The following is a 16,656-nucleotide window of genomic DNA, read 5'->3' as shown; positions in this document are numbered from 1 at the left end:
GAAGGGCGAAGGATGTTCACCCAGAGCGGCGCGCCGGGCGGAACCGGCACCGCCACCCGGCCGCGCACCGGGGACGCACGGCGGTACGTCAACGCCGCCGCCGTCCTGCGGACCGTCCTGGACCACGGTCCGGTGGCCCGCAGCCGGGTCGCCGCGCTCACCGGCCTGAGCCCGGCCGCCGTCTCCCGTCAGGTGGTCGACCTCACCAGGCTCGGACTGCTGCGCGAGCGGCCCGGGTCGGCCGCCCCCGGCGCCGGAGCGGTCGGCCGGCCCCAGCTGCCGGTGGAGGTCGACACCGACCGGATCGCGGTGGCCGGTCTGCACATCGGACTGCCGTCCACCCACTTCGCCTTCCTCGACGCACGCGGAAACGTGCTGTACCACCGCGAGTTGAGCCACCGGGGCCGCACCGGCCCGGCCGTGCTGCGGCCGCTGCTGGCGCGGCTCCCCGGGCTGCTGGCCGCCGTCCCGGACGGCCGTGCCGTGGTCGGCCTCGGGGCCGTCACCGGGGGCGCGGTCGACCGCGAGCGCGGCGTGATCGTCCGTCATGATCCGCTGGATCTGCGGGACGTGCCGCTCGGCGCGCTGCTGGCGGAGGCCTCCGGGCTGCCGGTCCAGGTGGACAACCACGCCCGGGCCCTGACCCAGGCGGAGATCCTGTTCGGGCACCCGGCGGCCCGCCGCTCGGTCGTCCACCTGTTCGTCGGCCATGTGGTGGACGCGGCCCTGGCCGTGGCCGGCACCGTGCACGTCGGTCCGGCCTCGCCCACCGGGGACGTCGCCCACCTGCCGGTGCCGGAGAGCGACGCGCTCTGCCCCTGCGGCCGGACCGGCTGCCTGGCGGTCGCCGCCTCGGACACCACGCTGTTCGAGGCGGCGGCGGCCGAGGGGGTGACCGAACGGCCGGACCGCGCCGCCCTGGTGGCCGCCGTCCAGGCCGGCGACCCCCGGGCCGACCGGCTGGTGCGCCGGCGCGCGGAGATCATCGGCCGGGCACTCGCCCTGCTGGCCGACGTCGTCAACCCCGACCTGCTGGTGCTGACCGAGCACTTCTCCTGCCTCGACCCGGCCTATCTCGACGTGGTGCGCACCGAGTTCGCCCGCCGCTCGCGGCTGCGGCGCGACGCCGCACTGGTGGTCGCCCAGCGGCTCGGCGCCGATGTGCTCGCCGTGGCCGCCGGCGCACCCGCGCTCAGCGCCCTGTACGCCCGCCCGGTGCACGCCCTGGCCTCCTGAACACCCCCGACCACCGACCCGACCCCGCACACCCCTTCCCGCAGAGGACCCCACTCGTGACCAGCCTCCCCACCGCCTCCCCGCTCTCCCGCCGGGCGCTGCTCCGCGGCGGCCTGGCCGGCGCCGGCCTGCTGACCCTGGCCGCCTGCCGCTCGGCCGCCGACACCGCCGCGGGCCGGGCCGCCGGCGACGCGGCGGGACCGCGGCGAGGCGGCGTCCTCACGGTCGGCGCCAGTGTCGACTTCACCCCCGCCCTGCTGTTCGCGCAGAGCGCCAACACCCTCGTCCAGCGGCTGGTCTTCAACACCCTGACCCGCTACGACGACCAGCTGAAGCCGCAGCCCGAGCTGGCCACCTCCTGGCAGGTCGCCCCCGACGGCACCGGGGTCACGCTCAAGCTCCGCGAGGACGTGACCTTCCACAGCGGCCGCCGGTTCACCGCCGACGACGTCGTGTTCGCCGTCAAGAACCTCCAGAACCCGGCCCGCTCCGCCCAGTTGCGCTCGACCGCGGCGGCCGTCACCGACTTCCGCAAGAACGGCGACTTCGAGCTCACGCTCGTCCTCGCCCACCCGGTGAGCAATCTCTTCGACCTCTTCGAGTTCATGATCATCCCGGACTCCGAGACCGTCGAGGAGGCCTTCGCCGGGACGAAGCTGATCGGCACCGGCCCCTACGCGTTCACCGAGCGCAAGCCCGGCAGCTCGCTCACCTTCGCCCGCAACGAGAAGTACTGGAACCCCGGCCGCCCCTACCTGGACGGCGTCGAGATCCGGGTGATCCCGCAGTCCGACTCGCTGCTCTCGTCCCTCAAGACCGGCCAGACCCACCTCTCCTACCACGTGCGCGGCAAGGACCTCGCCGCCCTGCGCAGCGACCAGCAGTTCCGGGTCACCTCCTACGACACCGGCGGCGGCGCGTACTACATCGGCGTCAACCTCACGGCCGAGCACGTCGGCGACAAGCGTGTGCGGCAGGCCATCGCCTGGGCCGTGGACCGCGAGCGGCTGGTCCAGCAGGCGCTCGGCGGCTCCGGCACCGTCTCCGCCACGCCCTGGCCCAAGTCCTCCCCCGCGTACAGCGCGGAGGCCGCCGCCCACTACCGCCACGACCCCGAGCGGGCACGGCAGTTGCTCAAGGACGCCGGACTCACCGGCATCACCCTGCCGTTCGCGCACAGCAACGACCCGGGCGGCACCGCCGTCGCGCAGGTCCTCCAGTACGACCTCAAGCAGGTCGGCATCGAGACCGTGCTGCAGCCCACCGACTCGCCCACCATGCAGAAGCAGCTGATCGCCCAGGCCATGCCCGCGCTGTGGACGCTCAGCCACGGGTTCGCCCAACTCCACCCCGCCACCCTGGCGGTGAGCGCCTACCCGTTCAACGAGGCCAAGAACAGCTCGCACTTCTCCTCCCCCGCCTACACCGACATCGTGCAGCGCGCCTGGAAGCGGCCGGACAGCGACAGCGACGAGGCCAAGGCGCTCTACCGGCAGATCACCGACACCCTGCTCGACGAGCAGTTCGTGATCGACCTCGCCATCGCCGGCCTCAGCGAGGTCGCCGGCGGCAAGACCCGCGGCGCCACCCTCAACAAGTTCGGCTACCTGAACCTCGACGACGCCTACCTCACGGCCTGACGGACGGCCCCCACCCATGCGAAGCTTCCTCCTCAAGCGGCTGCCCTCCGGGCTGCTCGTCCTCCTCCTCGCCTCCTTCCTGGTCTTCCTCATCCTGCGGCTGATCCCCGGCGACCCCGCCACCACACTGGCCGGCCCCGACGCCGGACCCCAGGCCGTCGCCGCGATCCGCTCCCGGCTCGGGCTCGACGAACCGCTGCTGGCCCAGTACCTGCACTGGCTCGGCGACCTGCTCACCGGCGACCTCGGGCCCAGCTACTCGATCGGCGGCCAGGTCTCCGAGCTGATCGGCGACGGCCTCGGCGCCACCGTCCAACTCACCGCCGCCGCCCTGCTGCTGGTCGTCCTGCTGGCCCTGCCGCTCGGCGTCCTCGGCGCCACCGCCGAGCGCCGGCCGGTCGCCGCCGCCGTGCGCGCCTTCACCACCGCCGTGCTGGCCGTGCCGCCGTTCGTCACCGGCGTGCTGCTGGTGCTGCTGTTCGCGGTCACCCTCGGGCTGCTGCCCGCCGGGGGCCACGAGTCCCTGCTCGACGCCCCCGACCTCGCACTGCAGTACCTGCTGCTGCCCGCCGTCTGCCTCGCCCTGCCCAGCGCCGCCGTGCTCGCCCGCTACCTCACCGACGGCATCCAACGGGCGCTCGCCGAGGACTACGTGCGCACCGCCACCGCCGTCGGCGTCTCGCGCCGCCGGATCGTCTGGCGGCACGCCCTGCCCAACGCGCTGCCGTCCGCCGTCACCGTGCTCGGCCTGCAGGTCGGCCACCTGGTCGCCGGGGCGGTGCTGGTGGAGCGGATCTTCGCCTGGCCCGGGCTCGGCCAGCTCGTCGAGCAGGGCGTGCTGCGCCGCGACTACCCGGTGGTGCAGGCCGTGCTGCTGCTGGTCGTCGCCGGCTACGTCGCCGTCCAGCTGCTCACCGACCTCGTGTACGCCTGGCTCGACCCCCGGATCCGGTGGGAGTAACCGATGACCGCCCTGACCGCCCCCGCCCCGGCGCGCCCCGCGCGCGCCGCCGTCCGCAACCGGTACCTCGCCGGGCTGCTCACCGCCCGCGGCCTGACCGGGCTCGCCCTGGTGGCCGCCGTCGCCCTGGCCGGGCTGCTGGCCCCGCTGCTCACCGACCACGACCCCAACGCCCAGGGCCCGCTGGCCCTCGCCGGGCCGAGCGCCGAGCACCCGCTCGGCACCGACGACCTGGGGCGGGACCTGTTCAGCCGGGTCCTGCACGGCATCACCACCGACCTCGCGCTGACCTTCGGCGCGGTGCCGGTGGGGGCGGTGCTCGGCTGCTCGCTGGCCCTGCTCTCGGCCACCCACCGCTGGGCGGACACCGCCGTCCAGCGGGCCTTCGACCTGGTGCTCGCCTTCCCCGGGATGATCCTCGCCCTGGCCGTCACCGCCGTGCTCGGGCCGGGCCGCTGGCCGGTGTTCATCGTCATCGCGCTCGCCGAAGTGCCGCTGTTCGGACGCCAGCTGCGCTCGGGCATCCTGATCCAGCGGGAGCGCGAGTACGCGCTGGCCGCCCGGGTCGGCGGCGCCACCCGGGCCCGGGTGCTGCTGCGGCACGTGCTGCCGAACGCCGTCGACCCGCTGATCGTGCAGACCGCGGTGGCGCTGTCGGTCGGCGTGTTCATCGAGGGCGCGATGAGCTTCCTCGGACTCGGCGTGCGCCCGCCGGAGCCGACCCTCGGCTCGATCCTCAGCCAGTCCGTCGGCTACCTCGCCACCCATCCGACCTTCGCGGCCGCCCCGCTGGCCGCCACCACCGCGCTGGTGCTCGGCTTCACGCTGATCGCCGAGGCCCTGAACCGGGGGATCCGCCGATGACCGGCAGCCCTGACCGCACCGTGCTGCGGGTCACCGACCTCTCCGTGGCGTTCGACGGCACCACCGCCGTGGACGGCGTCGGCTTCGAACTCGCCGCCGGGGACACCCTCGGCCTGGTCGGCGAGTCCGGTTCCGGCAAGTCCACCACCGCGCTCGCCCTGCTGCACATGCTCCCCGACGGCGGGCGGATCACCGGCGGCTCGGTGGAGCTGGCCGGCCAGGACCTCGCCGCCCTGCCCGAGCGCGCCCTGCGCGCCGTTCGCGGCCGGCGGATCGCCATGGTCTTCCAGGACCCGATGTCCTCGCTCAATCCGGTGCTCACCGTCGGCAAGCACCTCGACGAGGCCCTGCGGGCCCACGGCAACCGGCCGGACAAGCGCGAACGCGCGGCCCGCGCCGTCGAGTTGCTCGACCTGGTCGGCATACCCGACGCCGCCGGACGGCTGCGCGACCACCCGCACCAGTTCTCCGGCGGCCAGCGCCAGCGCATCATGATCGCCCTCGCGCTCGCCAACGACGCCGAGGTGCTCGTCGCCGACGAGCCGACCACCGCCCTCGACCCGACCGTCCAGCAGCAGATCCTGCGCCTGCTCACCCGGATCAACCGGGAGACCGGCACCGCCCTGGTGGTGATCAGCCACGACCTCGGGGTGATCGCGCAGACCTGCCGCCGGCTGCTGGTCATGCGGCACGGGCGGGTGGTCGAGTCCGGCGCCACCGCCGAGGTCCTCACCGCGCCGCAGCACCCCTACACCAAGCAGCTGCTGGCCGCCGTGCCGCGGCTGGAGACGCCCTCGGAGGCGGCCGCCAACAGCGTGCCGGGATCCGAGCCGCTGCTCACCGTCACCGGCCTGCGCAAGACCTACGGCTCGCGGCGGCGCGCGGTCACCGCGCTGGACGGCGTCGACCTGGTGCTGCACCCCGGCGAAACGCTCGGCCTGGTCGGCGAGTCCGGCTCCGGCAAGTCCACGCTGGCCCGCGCGCTGGTCCAGGTGCACGCCCCGAGCAGCGGCGGGATCCGCTTCCGGGGACGGGAGTTCGGGCAGGGCGGCGAACGCGACGCCCGGCGCGAGCTGCAGCTGGTCTTCCAGGACCCGTACGCCTCGCTCAACCCCCGGATGACCGTCGGCCAGATCATCGCCGAGCCGCTGATCGCCCACGGCCTGGGCGACCGGGCCGCACGCGGGCGCCGGGTCGCCGACCTGCTGGAGCAGGTCGGCCTCGACCCCGGGAGCGCCGACCGGCACCCGCGCGCCTTCTCCGGCGGCCAGCGCCAACGCATCGGCATCGCCCGGGCACTGGCGCCCGAGCCGAGCGTGCTGATCTGCGACGAGCCGGTCTCCGCGCTGGACGTCTCGGTCCAGGCCCAGGTGCTCGACCTGCTCGCCCGCCTCCAGCGCGAACTCGGCCTCGCCCTGCTGTTCATCGCCCACGACCTCGCGGTGGTCCGGCAGGTCAGCCACCGGATCGCCGTCATGCACCGCGGCCGGATCGTCGAGACCGGCCCGGCCGACCGGGTCGTCACCGCGCCCGAACACCCGTACACCGCCGAACTCCTCGCCGCCGTCCCGCGCCTGGAGAACCGGCCCGCCGTCCTCACCCCCCGGAGCACCGCATGACCGAGACCCCGCCCGGCAGCGCCCACCGCGACCCGTACGCGGGCTTCCCCGGCAGCGTCGGCCGCACCTTCCGCGAGTCCACCCCCGCCTGGCCCCGGCGGGTGCGCCCGCGCGAGGGCGCACCCAACGTCGTCGTGGTCCTGGTCGACGACCTCGGCTACAGCGACATCGGCCCGTTCGGCTCCGAGGTCCCCACGCCGGCCCTCGACGCCCTCGCCGAGCGCGGTGTCAAGCTCGCCAACTACCACACCATGCCGCTCTGCTCCCCCGCCCGGGCCGCCCTGCTCACCGGCCTCAACCCGCACCGGGTCGGCTACTCCTTCGTCGCCAACGCCGACCCCGGCTTCCCCGGCTACGGCATGGAGATCGCCGACGACATCCCCACCCTCGCCGAACTGCTGCACGACGCCGGCTACGCCACCTACGCCGTCGGCAAGTGGCACCTCACCCGCGACTCCGCCTCCAACGCCGCCGACAACCGCGCCAACTGGCCGCTGCAGAAGGGCTTCGACCAGTACTACGGCGTCCTGGAAGGCCTCACCAGCCTCTTCCACCCGCACCAGCTCGTCCGCGACAACAGCCCGCTGGACCTCGACGAACTCCCCGACGACTACTACTACACCGACGACATCACCGACCGCGCCATCGACATGGTGAAGTCGCTGCGCGCCCACGACGCCGACAAGCCGTTCTTCCTCTACCTCGCCCACAACGCCGTGCACGGCCCGCTGCAGGCCAAGCCCGAGGACCTCGCCCGGCACAAGGGCCGCTACGACGGCGGCTGGGACGAGCTGCGCGCCGCCCGGTTCGCCCGCCAGCTCGCCGCCGGCCACTTCCCGCCCGGCACCGAACTGCCCGGCCGCAACGCCGAATCCGGCCACGAGGTCGGCGCGTGGAGCGACCTCACGCCCGCCCGGCAGAAGCTGTACGCCCGCTACATGGAGGTCTACGCGGCGATGGTCGACAACGTCGACCAGAACCTCGGCCGGCTGCTCGGCACCCTCGCCGCACTCGGCGAACTCGACAACACCATCGTGGTGTTCACCTCCGACAACGGCGGCACCGGCGAGGGCGGCGCCGAGGGCACCCGCAGCTACTTCAGCCGCTTCGTCCACCACCCCGCCCTCCCGGAGGACTGGAACCCCGACGTCGAACGCGAGATCGACCTGATCGGCGGCCCGCGCTCCCTGGTCCACTACCCGCGCGGCTGGGGCATGGCCTCCAACACCCCGTTCCGCCTCTACAAGGGCCAGACCTACGCGGGCGGCGTGCGCGTGCCCTTCGTGCTCTCCTGGCCCGCCGGCCTCCCGCGCGCCGAGGGCGACCCCGGTGTGCGCACCGCGTACCAGTACGTCACCGACCTGCTGCCCACCCTGCTCGACCTCGCGGGCATCGAACGGCCCGAGCGGCGCGCCGGGCGGACCGTGCAGTCCCTGGACGGCTTCAGCTTCGCCCCCGTGCTGCGCGACCCGGCCGCCGGCTCCACCCACCCCGAGCAGTACTGCGAGATGACCGGCAACCGCAGCTACTACCGCGACGGCTGGAAGCTCGTCACCCTGCACCGCCCCGGCGCCCCCTACGACGACGGCGAGTGGGCCCTGTACGACCTGCGCACCGACCCCACCGAGATCCACGACCTCGCCGCCGGACACCCGGACCTGGTCAAGGAGCTGTCCGAGGCGTGGGAGGCCGCCGCCTGGCGCAACGGCGTCTTCCCGCTCACCGACACCAGCGGCGCCCTCGCCCGCCGCCACCCCGACGACGCCAGGCTGCGCCGCCCGCTGCGCCTGCTCGCCGGGACCCCCGAACTGGAGCGGTACCGCTCCTCGCGGCTGATCTCCTTCCGCTCCTTCGCCGTCGAGGTCGAACTCGCCCGCCACGGCGCCGGGGACGCGGGCGTCCTGGTCTCGCACGGCGACCAGGGCGGCGGCTACAGCCTCTACGTCGAGGACGGCCGGCTCCGCCTCGCCTACAACCAGTACGGCGAACTCTTCGAGGCCGACGCCGGACCGCTCGCCCCCGGCGCCCGCCTGGTCACCGTCGAGGCGACCGCCGTGGCCGGCCTGCGGTGGGAGTTCCGCGTCCTGGTCGACGGCGAGGAGACCGGCCGGCTCGGCCCCGTCCACCAGCTCATCGGCATGGCCCCGTTCCAGGGCATCAGCATCGGCGTCGACCGCAGGTCGCCGGTCTCCTGGCCGGTGTACGAGCGCCACCGCTCCTTCCGGTACAGCGGCGAGCTGCGCGCCGTCACCTATCTGCCGGGCGACCCCGCGCCGGACGACCCCGCCGTCGTGGCGAGCGCACTGCGGGAGGCCGCCGCCGCCTTCGAGTAGCCCTTCGGGCAGCCCCGCGAAGAGCGGATCATCACGCTATCCTCCGGATGGCTCGTGTCATCCGTCGTCCGTCCTGTCCGGGGGAACAGTGATCAACGAACTCCTGCCCGCGCCCGTCGTCGTCGAGACCGCCTACTCCGACCCGCCCGAGGCCCGCCTCGAACCCGAGGAGCAGGCGGTCATCGCCCGCGCCGTCGAATCGCGGCAACGGGAGTTCACCACCGTCCGCCACTGCGCCCGCCTCGCCCTCACCCGCCTCGGCGTGCCGTACCGCCCGCTGGTCCCCGGCCTGCGCGGCGCCCCCGGCTGGCCGGAGGGCGTCGTCGGGTCGCTCACCCACTGCGCCGGCTTCCGCGCCGCCGCCGTGGCCCGGGCCGAGGACGTCCTCTCCGTCGGCATCGACGCCGAGCCCGCCCTCCCCCTGCCGGAGGGCGTGCTCGACGCCATCGCCCTCCCGGCGGAGCAGGAGCGCAACGGCGCGCTCTCCGCGTCCGACCCCGGCACCCCCTGGGACCGCATCCTGTTCAGCGCCAAGGAATCCGTCTACAAGTCCTGGTTCCCGCTCACCCGGCGCTTCCTCGACTTCTCCGAGGCCGACCTCACCCTCCGCCCCGACGGCACCTTCACCGCCACCCTCCTCGTCCCCTCCCCCCTGCCCACCCTGGCGGGGCGCTGGCGCGTCCACGACGGACACCTCGCCACCGCCATCACGGTCCTGCGGTAGGCGGCCCGGCGGCGTCCCGGACGGCTCCGGGTTCCGGGCTCCGGGTTCCGGGTTCTGGGCTCCGGGTTCTGGGCGCCGGGTTCTGGGCGCCGGGCTGCCGCCGGCCTCGCCCACGCCGGAACACCGCCCGCCGCGCCGGCCTCGCCGAGGTACCGGGGACGGCGACGAGCACCGCCGACCCGGACCCGACGGCGGGTTCGGCCGCGGTCAGATCCACCCGTGGCGCCGCGCCTGCCGGAGGGCGGCGCCCGGGTCGGCGGTGCCGAGTTTGGCGGCGGCGGAGGTGAGGTGGCGGCCGGCCGGCGGGGGGACGGGGGTGCCGGTGGCGGCCAGGTCGAGGGTGTCGAGCTCGTCGGCGGTCAGGACGGTGGTGTCCGGGGCGAGGGTGTCCGGGTGGATGTAGCGGCGGCCGCTGTGGGCGGCGCGGACGGCGCGGACGAGCTCGGCGGCGGAGACGCTGCGGGGCAGGTAGGCCCCGGCCCCCGCGCGCAGGGCACGGCGCAGGCCGCCCGGGCGGTCGTGGGTCGTGAGGATCACGGTCGGACAGGCCGGCAGCAGCGACGGAACGAGACCGGCCGAGCGCAGGGCGAGGACGGCGACGTCGGGACGGCGGCTCGCGGCCAGGGCCTGCGCGGCCCGGGCGGAGTCGGCCTCGGCGACGACGGTGAGGCCCTCCTGCAGGGCCAGCAGGGCGGCCAGGGCGGCCCTGCGGCCGGGCTCGTCGTCGGCCAGCAGGAGGCGGAGGGCGGGGAGGCGCTCGGTCATGCGGTTCAGCCTTTCAGCGACCCCGGAACGGCAGAAGTGCGTGCACTCACCGAGGGTGATGAGAATTCTCAGCCCCGTTCCATGACAAATGTCATGACGGTGGATCACGACATGCCGGTACGGGCGGGAAGTCCGCAGGTCGGGGCCGAGGTGGGGCCGGAGGCTCATGCTCCTGGGACACGGTCGGGGCCAGGGTGGGAACAGGCCGCCCGCCAAGACCGGAGCGGGTCCGAGCGATTACGAGGCGTAACAATGAGTAACGATTATGTGACCGGAGCGACCGGAGTACCCGCTCTTCGCGTCTCCGTGCACCTGCGGAAGCCCGGCGAGGAGTCCGGCGGGCCGCTGGCGTACGGGTTCATGCTCGGTCCGGCGAGCGTGCTGGTCCCGGACCCGCCCCGGGACGTGGCGAACCCCTGGAAGAGATACCTCGTCCGGATAGCCCGTTCACCCGGGGCCGACGACGCCACCGAGACGATCCCCGTCGGGGGCATCAGCCTGGCCGCGGTGAACGCTCACGGGATCAGAACGGCGGCGGCGGTCCTGACGCTGGTCCGGCCGGCGGAGTCCGAGGTCGCCGACGCGAGTTCCACGCCGGAGAAGCTCGCCGAGCTCCTGATCCATCACCACGGCGACCAGTGGGCGGCCTACGCCGACCTCGGTCTCCGGGTGGCGCGCCCGAAGGAGGAGCCCCGCCCGCCCGCCACCTGGTGGCTCGACCGTGCGGCCGACGTCATCGTCGCCGGCAGCGTCGAGCGCTACGCCTGGGGCACCTGCGGCACCAGTCCCACCTGCACGCACCACAGGACGTCGGCGTCGGGCGTCAGCCGCCCCGCCCCGGCGGGCTGAGCGGACCGTGGAGCGAGCGCGATGACCACGACGACGCCCCAGGACCGGCCGCAGGCCCCACCCCCGGGCCTGCCGCCGGACCGGCCGCGAGACACCCGCGCGCCCGACGGCGCGCGGGCCGTCGGCTGGCAGGACGTGGCGCTGGCGCTGGCGGCGATCATCCCGGAGCTGTTCTACTTCGGCACCGTGATCGCCCCCTGGGCGGGCTGGCAACAGCGCTTCTGGATGGTCGTCCTCGCCCTGGGCGAGGCCGGCGCGCTGGTGCTGCGCCGGCGCCGGCCGGTCGCGGTCTTCGCCGCCGTCTGGGTGGTCTCCGCCGGCTCCGACGTCCTCTCGATGGCCGGGGCGCTCGACTACGTCCCGTGCTTCGGCCTGATGATCGCCCTCTACACCGTCGCCGCGCAGTGCCGCCGGCCCGTCGCGCTGACGGCCCTCGGGCTTTCCCTCGTCCCCCTCGGGCTGGCGATCTCCTACACCGTCAACGAGTACGAGGGCCCCCGGGTGGTGTCCGTGCTGGTCGCGAACCTCGCGTTCTACGTCCCCGTGACCCTGGTGGTCTGGGGCTTCGCCAGGCTCAGCCGGTCCGCCGAGGACGCCGCCGAACGCCACCGGCAGGAGGTCGCCGACACCCGCCGGCGGGTCACCCAGGAACGGCTGCGGATCGCGCGGGAACTGCACGACATCGTCGCCAACGCGGTGGCCGTCATGGTGATGCGGGCCGAGACCGCGAAGGTCACGGCGTTCGAGGACCCCGCGCGCGAAGAGGCCTTCGGGCACATCGAGAGCCTGGGCCGGGCCACCATGGCCGAACTGCGGCACATGCTGCGGCTGCTGCGCACCGCGGAAACCCCGGTCGAGGAGGAGTACAGCCACGGCCTGGGCGATCTGGAGCGGCTGCTGAGGGACGTCCGCGAGGCCGGCGTCGACATCTCCCTGGAGATCCGGGGAACGCCGCTGCGGATCGACGACAGCGTCAGCCAGACCGCGTACCGGCTCGTCCAGGAGGCGGCCACCAACATCACCAAGCACGCCGGTCCCGGCACCCGGGCCGTCGTGCGGATCACCTGGGACCGGGCGCTGCTCATCGAGGTGGTGGACGACGGGGCCGGCCGTACGCCGGACGGGGAGCAGGAGCTGTCGACGGGGCACGGGCTGCTCGGTCTGCGCGAGCGGGTGGCGCTGTACGGCGGGCTGCTGAGCGCGGCGCCGTACGGCCCCGGGTTCCGGGTCGCGGCGGCGCTGCCGGTGTCCACGGCGATCGGGGCGGCGCCGGGGCGGCGGGGTCACCCGGACGTCAGTGGAAGGCGTCGGACAGCCGGGTGAAGGTGCGGCCGGCGGACAGCAGGGCGGGGAGGGCGGCGGCGACGCCCCGTGCCGTACCGGAGCCGGGCCGGTTCATGTGGGCGATGACGATGCCGCCCGGGAGGATGTCGGCCAGTTCCTGCTGGACCTGGGCGGCGGGGAGGGTGGCGCCGCCGTCGGCGTTGGTGCTGAATCCGGCGACCCGCTGGCCGAGGTCGGCGGCGATGCGGGTGGCGACGTCGTCGTAGTGGGCGGTGCCCGAGCGGAAGAAGCGGGGCGGGTGGCCGAGGAGGGCGGTGAGCTTGGCCAGGTTGCCGGCGATCTCGTCGTAGACCTCGCCGGGGTCGCGGGTGCCGGCGATGCCGTAGGCGGAGCGGCCGGTGACGGAGAGGGGACGGTGGGCGGTGCCGTGGTTGGCGATCTCGAAGAGGGGGTCGGCGGCGAGGTCGTGGAAGACGCCGGGGTTGGCGTCGATCCAGCGGGCGTTCAGGAAGAGGGTGGCGGGGACGCCGTGGGCGCGGAGGGTGTCGACGAGGGCGGCGTCGTAGCCGGAGCCGCCGGAGCCTCCGCAGGCGTCGAAGGTGAGCGCCATGACGGGGGTGGCGGTGGGGAGGAGGGTGAGCACGCCGGGGACGTCGAGGCCCCAGACGGTGGGGACGGCGTCGCCGTAGCGGGCGGTGATGGCCGCGCGGGTGGGGAGGGCGGCGGAGGGTGAGGGGGCGGGGGTCGGCGTGGCGGACGGCGAGGGAGTGGGCGTCGGGGTCGGGGTCGGGGTCGGGGTCGGCGCCGCGGTCGGGGTGGTGGTCGGGCCGGGGGTGGCCGTGGTGGGCGGCGCCGCCGTCGGCCGGGCCCCCGGTGCGGGCGCGCAGCCGGCCAGCGCGGTACCGGCCGCGGCCGCCAGGAGGGTCCGCCGACTGAGTGCCATGAAAGCTCCGAACCTGTCCGACCGTCAGAGATCACCGATCCACGTCCCTCCATTCAGGGCCGCCGAAGCCGCCCGTGCAAGCGGGCGCGGCCTTCACGGGGCTGCCGCACGGCCGTGAGGTCCGGCTCACCGGGGGTTCACCGGAGAGGGTACGAGACTTCGCTGACATACCGACACCCCGGCGAGAGCGGAGGCTTCCGATGACGGAGCAGGTGCACGACGACAGGGCGTTGCCGGGCCGGCGCGGGTTACTGGCGGCGGGGGCGCTCGGAGTGGTGGCGGCGGCCACGGCGGCGGCAGCGGGCGTCGCACAGGCGGCGGACGGGGCCGACGGGGCCGAGCGGACGATCACCCTGACCGGCACGCTGCCGACCGGCGCACCCGACTTCGTCCTCCTCCCGTTCGACGTCCCCGCCGGTGTCCGCGAGATCGCCGTCTCCTACCGGTACGACAAGCCCGCCGTCCCGCCCGGCACCCCGGGGAACTCCTGTGACATCGGGCTCTTCGACGAGCGCGGCACCGACCTCGGCGGGCGCGGCTTCCGCGGCTGGTCGGGCGGCTTCCGGACGGAGTTCGCGGTGAGCCGGGAGCAGGCCACCCCCGGCTACCTGCCGGGCCCGATCCGCCCGGGCCGCTGGCACATCGTGCTGGGGCCGTACCAGGTGGCGCCGCAGGGGCTGGAGTACCGGGTGGACGTGACGCTGCGGTCCGGCGCGCCGGGCGGCGAGTTCACCCCCGCCTATCCGCCGGAGCGTGCCCGGGGGCGCGGGCGGGCCTGGTACCGGGGTGACTGCCACCTGCACACGGTGCACTCCGACGGGCGCCGCGGGCCCGCCGAGGTGGCCGCCGGCGCGCGCGAGGCGAAGCTGGACTTCATCGTGTCGACCGACCACAACACCACCTCCTCGCACGGCGTCTGGGGCCCGCTGGCCGGTCCGGACCTGCTGATCCTGCTGGGCGAGGAGGTGACCACCCGCAACGGCCACTGGCTGGCGCTGGGGCTGCAGCCCGGCCAGTTCGTCGACTGGCGCTACCGCTCGCGCGACGGGGTCTTCCCCCGGTTCGCCCGTCAGGTGCGGCGGCAGGGCGGTCTGGTGGTGCCGGCGCACCCGTACTGCCCGTACGTCGCCTGCCAGTGGAAGTTCGGGTACGAGGACGCGGACGCCGTCGAGGTGTGGAACGGCCCGTGGACGTACGACGACGAGTCGGCGGTGGACAGCTGGGACGCCCAGCTCGCGGTGGCGCTGCGCGACGGGCGGTCCTGGCTGCCCGCGATCGGCAACAGTGACGCGCACAGCGTCCCGCAGGTGATCGGCTCGCCGCACACCGTCGTGTTCGCCGAGGACCTGCACCGGGACGCCGTCCTGGCGGGCCTGCGCGCCGGCCGCAGCTGGCTCGCGGAGTCGGCGTCCGTCCAGCTGGAGTTCACCGCGACCGGCGCCGGCCGGCAGGCCGGGATCGGCGAGGAGCTGTCCGTTCCGGCGGACGCACCGGTGGACGTGCGGCTCGACGTCTCCGGGGTGCCGAACGGCACGGTGCGGTTCCTGACCGACGAGGGCCAGCTGCACCAGGAGTCGCTGCCGGCCGGCGGCGCGGGCACGGTGGTGTGGCGGACCACGGCCTCGCTGGCCGCGTTCGTCCGGGCCGAGGTGCGGCACCCGAAGGCGGACGGGACGCCGGGCCGGGGCAACTCCATGGGACCGGACCTGCCGTGGGGACCGATGGCCGCGCTGACCAATCCGATCGTGCTGCGGGCCCGGAGGTAGCGCGGAGGCGGCCGGGAGGCGAGGGGACGGCGGGAGGTCCGGGGAGGGGAGGACTCCGGGGTGTGCGGTGGACTAGGTTGATCTCCGACAGCAGTCACTCGATATGACGAGACGGTCGGCTGTCCGTCTGCCGGGTTCAGCCCGCGCACGCTCCGGCCGTCCCGCCCCGGCTCCCCGTCCGTCCCCGGCCCGCGAAGGGATCAGCAGCTGTGAACCGTACGACCGTAGGTGGGCCGGAGCTCGGAGGCGGACGGGGGGCGGGCAGCGTGGTCGTCCTCTCCGACCCGGTCGCCGGCGCCGGGAGCGGCGCGGTCGCCCCGCTGGTCGCGGCCGCGCTCTTCCCGAGCGTCCACCTGCGCGCCGAGGACTTCCGGCGGGCGGTCCGGCAGGGCTACGTGGAGGCGGACCGGCCGGAGGCGCGGCGGCAGAACCTGACCGCGCTGGCGGCCACCGCGCAGGCGGCCTTCGCCTTCGCCTCGGGCGGCTACCAGGTGGTGGTGGAGGGCTCGGTGGCGCCGACGGCGCTGGACACCTTCCGCCGCGAGAGCCGGGCCACAGGGGCGGCGCTGCACTACGTGGTGCTGCACGGGGGCGCGGTCGCGGAGACGGACGGCCCGGCGGCCGACGGCGGCGACACGACCGCCGGCGCCGCCGCCGAGGCGACGGCCGACACGGTGCTGGCGGGGCTGCGGCGGGGGGCGTACCTGCTGGGGTGGTGACCCGGCCGCGCGGCCGGGCCGGCCTGGCCGGCTCGGCCGGGCCGGGTTGCCCGGCCACGTCGGACCGGGTCGGCCAAGCGGAGAACGGCGTGCGGAGCGCAGGGGGCGGCCCGCCAGTCCGGGGATGACCGGGGGCCGCCCGTGCGGCCGGCCGCCCCGGCGTCCGCGCTCCCACAAGGGCGGAGGCCGGGGCGGCCGTCGGCCCGGCGCCCGCACGGGGGAACGGGCGCCGGTGGCGGTGCCGCCACCCTGGTCTACGGACGGCGGGGCGCGAACGGTTCACGCCGGTGACCGGACGGCCGGGGCGGGGTCCGGGAGCCCGGGGTCCGGGCGGGAGTCAGCCGGCCGGGACCATGCCGTGCGCCTCCAGGATCGGGCGCAGGGCGCGGACGGCGTAGAAGTTGCGGGACTTGACCGTGCCGACCGGCACCCCCAGCACCCGCGCGACCTCCGCCATCGAGCGGCCCTTCATGTGCAACTCGACCAGCACGTCCCGGTGGTGGGGCTGCAGCTCGGCCATCGCCGCCGCCATGTCCCGGGCGACGAGCACCTCGTCGTACGGGTCGTGGGTGCCCGCGTGGTCCTCGGGGGACTCGTCGGCGACCTCCTGCGCGCGGGCGGTCTGCATCCGGTAGTGGTCGATGGCGATCCGGCGCGCCACCGTGAACAGCCACGGGCGGCTGTACTCGGGGCCGCGGTGCATGGCCGCCGGGTTCTGCCAGGCCCGCAGCAGGGTCTCCTGGACGATGTCCTCGGCCTTTCCGCGGTCGCCGCTGGTCACCCGGAGCATCGCGCGCAGCAGGTAGCCGCCGTGCAGCCGGTACAGCTCGGCGAGGGTGTCCTGGTCCAGCGTGGGCCGGGGGGCCGCCGGGGCGACGGGCCCCCCGGCGTCCTCGGTGGTCGTCCCGGCGTGGGCGGTAGCGTCGATGGCCACGGCTGTTGAGCCCCTTACG

The 16,656-nt window shown here is 75.0% G+C and carries 14 protein-coding genes; 11 read left to right on the top strand and 3 right to left on the bottom strand.

Annotated features, from left to right (window positions below; all coding sequences use genetic code 11):
• Positions 1-12 precede the first annotated feature (12 nt).
• The 7 genes from ACF1AK_RS28155 (at position 13) to ACF1AK_RS28125 (ending at position 9,377) form a co-directional block, all read left to right on the top strand.
• The gene (locus ACF1AK_RS28155; RefSeq protein WP_391501635.1) at positions 13-1,236 is read left to right on the top strand and encodes an ROK family protein; all 1,224 of its coding nucleotides are present in this window, start codon (positions 13-15) and stop codon (positions 1,234-1,236) included.
• A 56-nt stretch (positions 1,237-1,292) separates the two neighbouring features.
• Complete coding sequence (locus ACF1AK_RS28150) at positions 1,293-2,876, top strand: ABC transporter substrate-binding protein (RefSeq protein ID WP_391501634.1); 1,584 nt, start codon at positions 1,293-1,295, stop codon at positions 2,874-2,876.
• A 16-nt stretch (positions 2,877-2,892) separates the two neighbouring features.
• The gene (locus ACF1AK_RS28145; protein ID WP_391501633.1) at positions 2,893-3,837 is read left to right on the top strand and encodes an ABC transporter permease; all 945 of its coding nucleotides are present in this window, start codon (positions 2,893-2,895) and stop codon (positions 3,835-3,837) included.
• A 3-nt stretch (positions 3,838-3,840) separates the two neighbouring features.
• Positions 3,841-4,701 (top strand): ABC transporter permease, encoded by an 861-nt coding sequence (locus tag ACF1AK_RS28140; protein ID WP_391501632.1) that lies wholly within the window; start codon positions 3,841-3,843, stop codon positions 4,699-4,701.
• Positions 4,698-6,320, top strand: a complete 1,623-nt coding sequence (locus tag ACF1AK_RS28135; protein WP_391501631.1) for an ABC transporter ATP-binding protein — start codon at positions 4,698-4,700, stop codon at positions 6,318-6,320. Before ACF1AK_RS28140 ends, ACF1AK_RS28135 begins: the two co-directional genes overlap by 4 nt.
• The gene (locus ACF1AK_RS28130) at positions 6,317-8,653 is read left to right on the top strand and encodes an arylsulfatase (protein ID WP_391501630.1); all 2,337 of its coding nucleotides are present in this window, start codon (positions 6,317-6,319) and stop codon (positions 8,651-8,653) included. Before ACF1AK_RS28135 ends, ACF1AK_RS28130 begins: the two co-directional genes overlap by 4 nt.
• An 88-nt stretch (positions 8,654-8,741) precedes the next feature.
• The gene (locus tag ACF1AK_RS28125; protein WP_391501629.1) at positions 8,742-9,377 is read left to right on the top strand and encodes a 4'-phosphopantetheinyl transferase; all 636 of its coding nucleotides are present in this window, start codon (positions 8,742-8,744) and stop codon (positions 9,375-9,377) included.
• 207 nt (positions 9,378-9,584) lie between these two features.
• On the opposite strand, the gene ACF1AK_RS28120 is transcribed toward ACF1AK_RS28125, so the two are convergent.
• Complete coding sequence (locus tag ACF1AK_RS28120) at positions 9,585-10,142, bottom strand: response regulator (RefSeq protein ID WP_391501628.1); 558 nt, start codon at positions 10,140-10,142, stop codon at positions 9,585-9,587.
• A 267-nt stretch (positions 10,143-10,409) separates the two neighbouring features.
• Between ACF1AK_RS28120 and ACF1AK_RS28115 the strand changes: the two genes are divergently transcribed.
• The gene (locus tag ACF1AK_RS28115; RefSeq protein WP_391501627.1) at positions 10,410-10,991 is read left to right on the top strand and encodes a hypothetical protein; all 582 of its coding nucleotides are present in this window, start codon (positions 10,410-10,412) and stop codon (positions 10,989-10,991) included.
• A gap of 21 nt (positions 10,992-11,012) precedes the next feature.
• Positions 11,013-12,314, top strand: coding sequence for a sensor histidine kinase (locus ACF1AK_RS28110; RefSeq protein ID WP_391501626.1), 1,302 nt, complete (start codon positions 11,013-11,015; stop codon positions 12,312-12,314).
• Here the strand turns inward: ACF1AK_RS28110 and ACF1AK_RS28105 are convergent.
• Entirely contained in the window at positions 12,286-13,218 is a 933-nt protein-coding gene (locus ACF1AK_RS28105) for a polysaccharide deacetylase family protein (protein ID WP_391501625.1), read from the bottom strand. The two genes, ACF1AK_RS28110 and ACF1AK_RS28105, sit on opposite strands and share 29 nt — an antisense overlap.
• A gap of 200 nt (positions 13,219-13,418) precedes the next feature.
• Here ACF1AK_RS28105 and ACF1AK_RS28100 point away from each other — a divergent pair, with 200 nt between their 5' ends.
• Together ACF1AK_RS28100 and ACF1AK_RS28095 are read left to right on the top strand one after the other, a co-directional pair.
• A complete protein-coding gene (locus ACF1AK_RS28100) occupies positions 13,419-14,984 on the top strand; it encodes a CehA/McbA family metallohydrolase (RefSeq protein ID WP_391501624.1) in 1,566 nt (521 codons plus the stop codon).
• A 266-nt stretch (positions 14,985-15,250) separates the two neighbouring features.
• Positions 15,251-15,703 (top strand): hypothetical protein, encoded by a 453-nt coding sequence (locus ACF1AK_RS28095; RefSeq protein ID WP_391501623.1) that lies wholly within the window; start codon positions 15,251-15,253, stop codon positions 15,701-15,703.
• Positions 15,704-16,040: 337 nt separating this feature from the next.
• Here the strand turns inward: ACF1AK_RS28095 and ACF1AK_RS28090 are convergent, their stop codons facing one another.
• Complete coding sequence (locus tag ACF1AK_RS28090; protein WP_391501622.1) at positions 16,041-16,637, bottom strand: sigma-70 family RNA polymerase sigma factor; 597 nt, start codon at positions 16,635-16,637, stop codon at positions 16,041-16,043.
• Positions 16,638-16,656 lie beyond the last annotated feature (19 nt).

The organism is Kitasatospora sp. NPDC015120, assembly GCF_043080305.1.
Classification (GTDB): Bacteria; Actinomycetota; Actinomycetes; order Streptomycetales; family Streptomycetaceae; genus Kitasatospora.
Note: the sequence above shows the minus strand (reverse complement) of the source record. Positions and strands in the feature narration are given on the sequence as shown.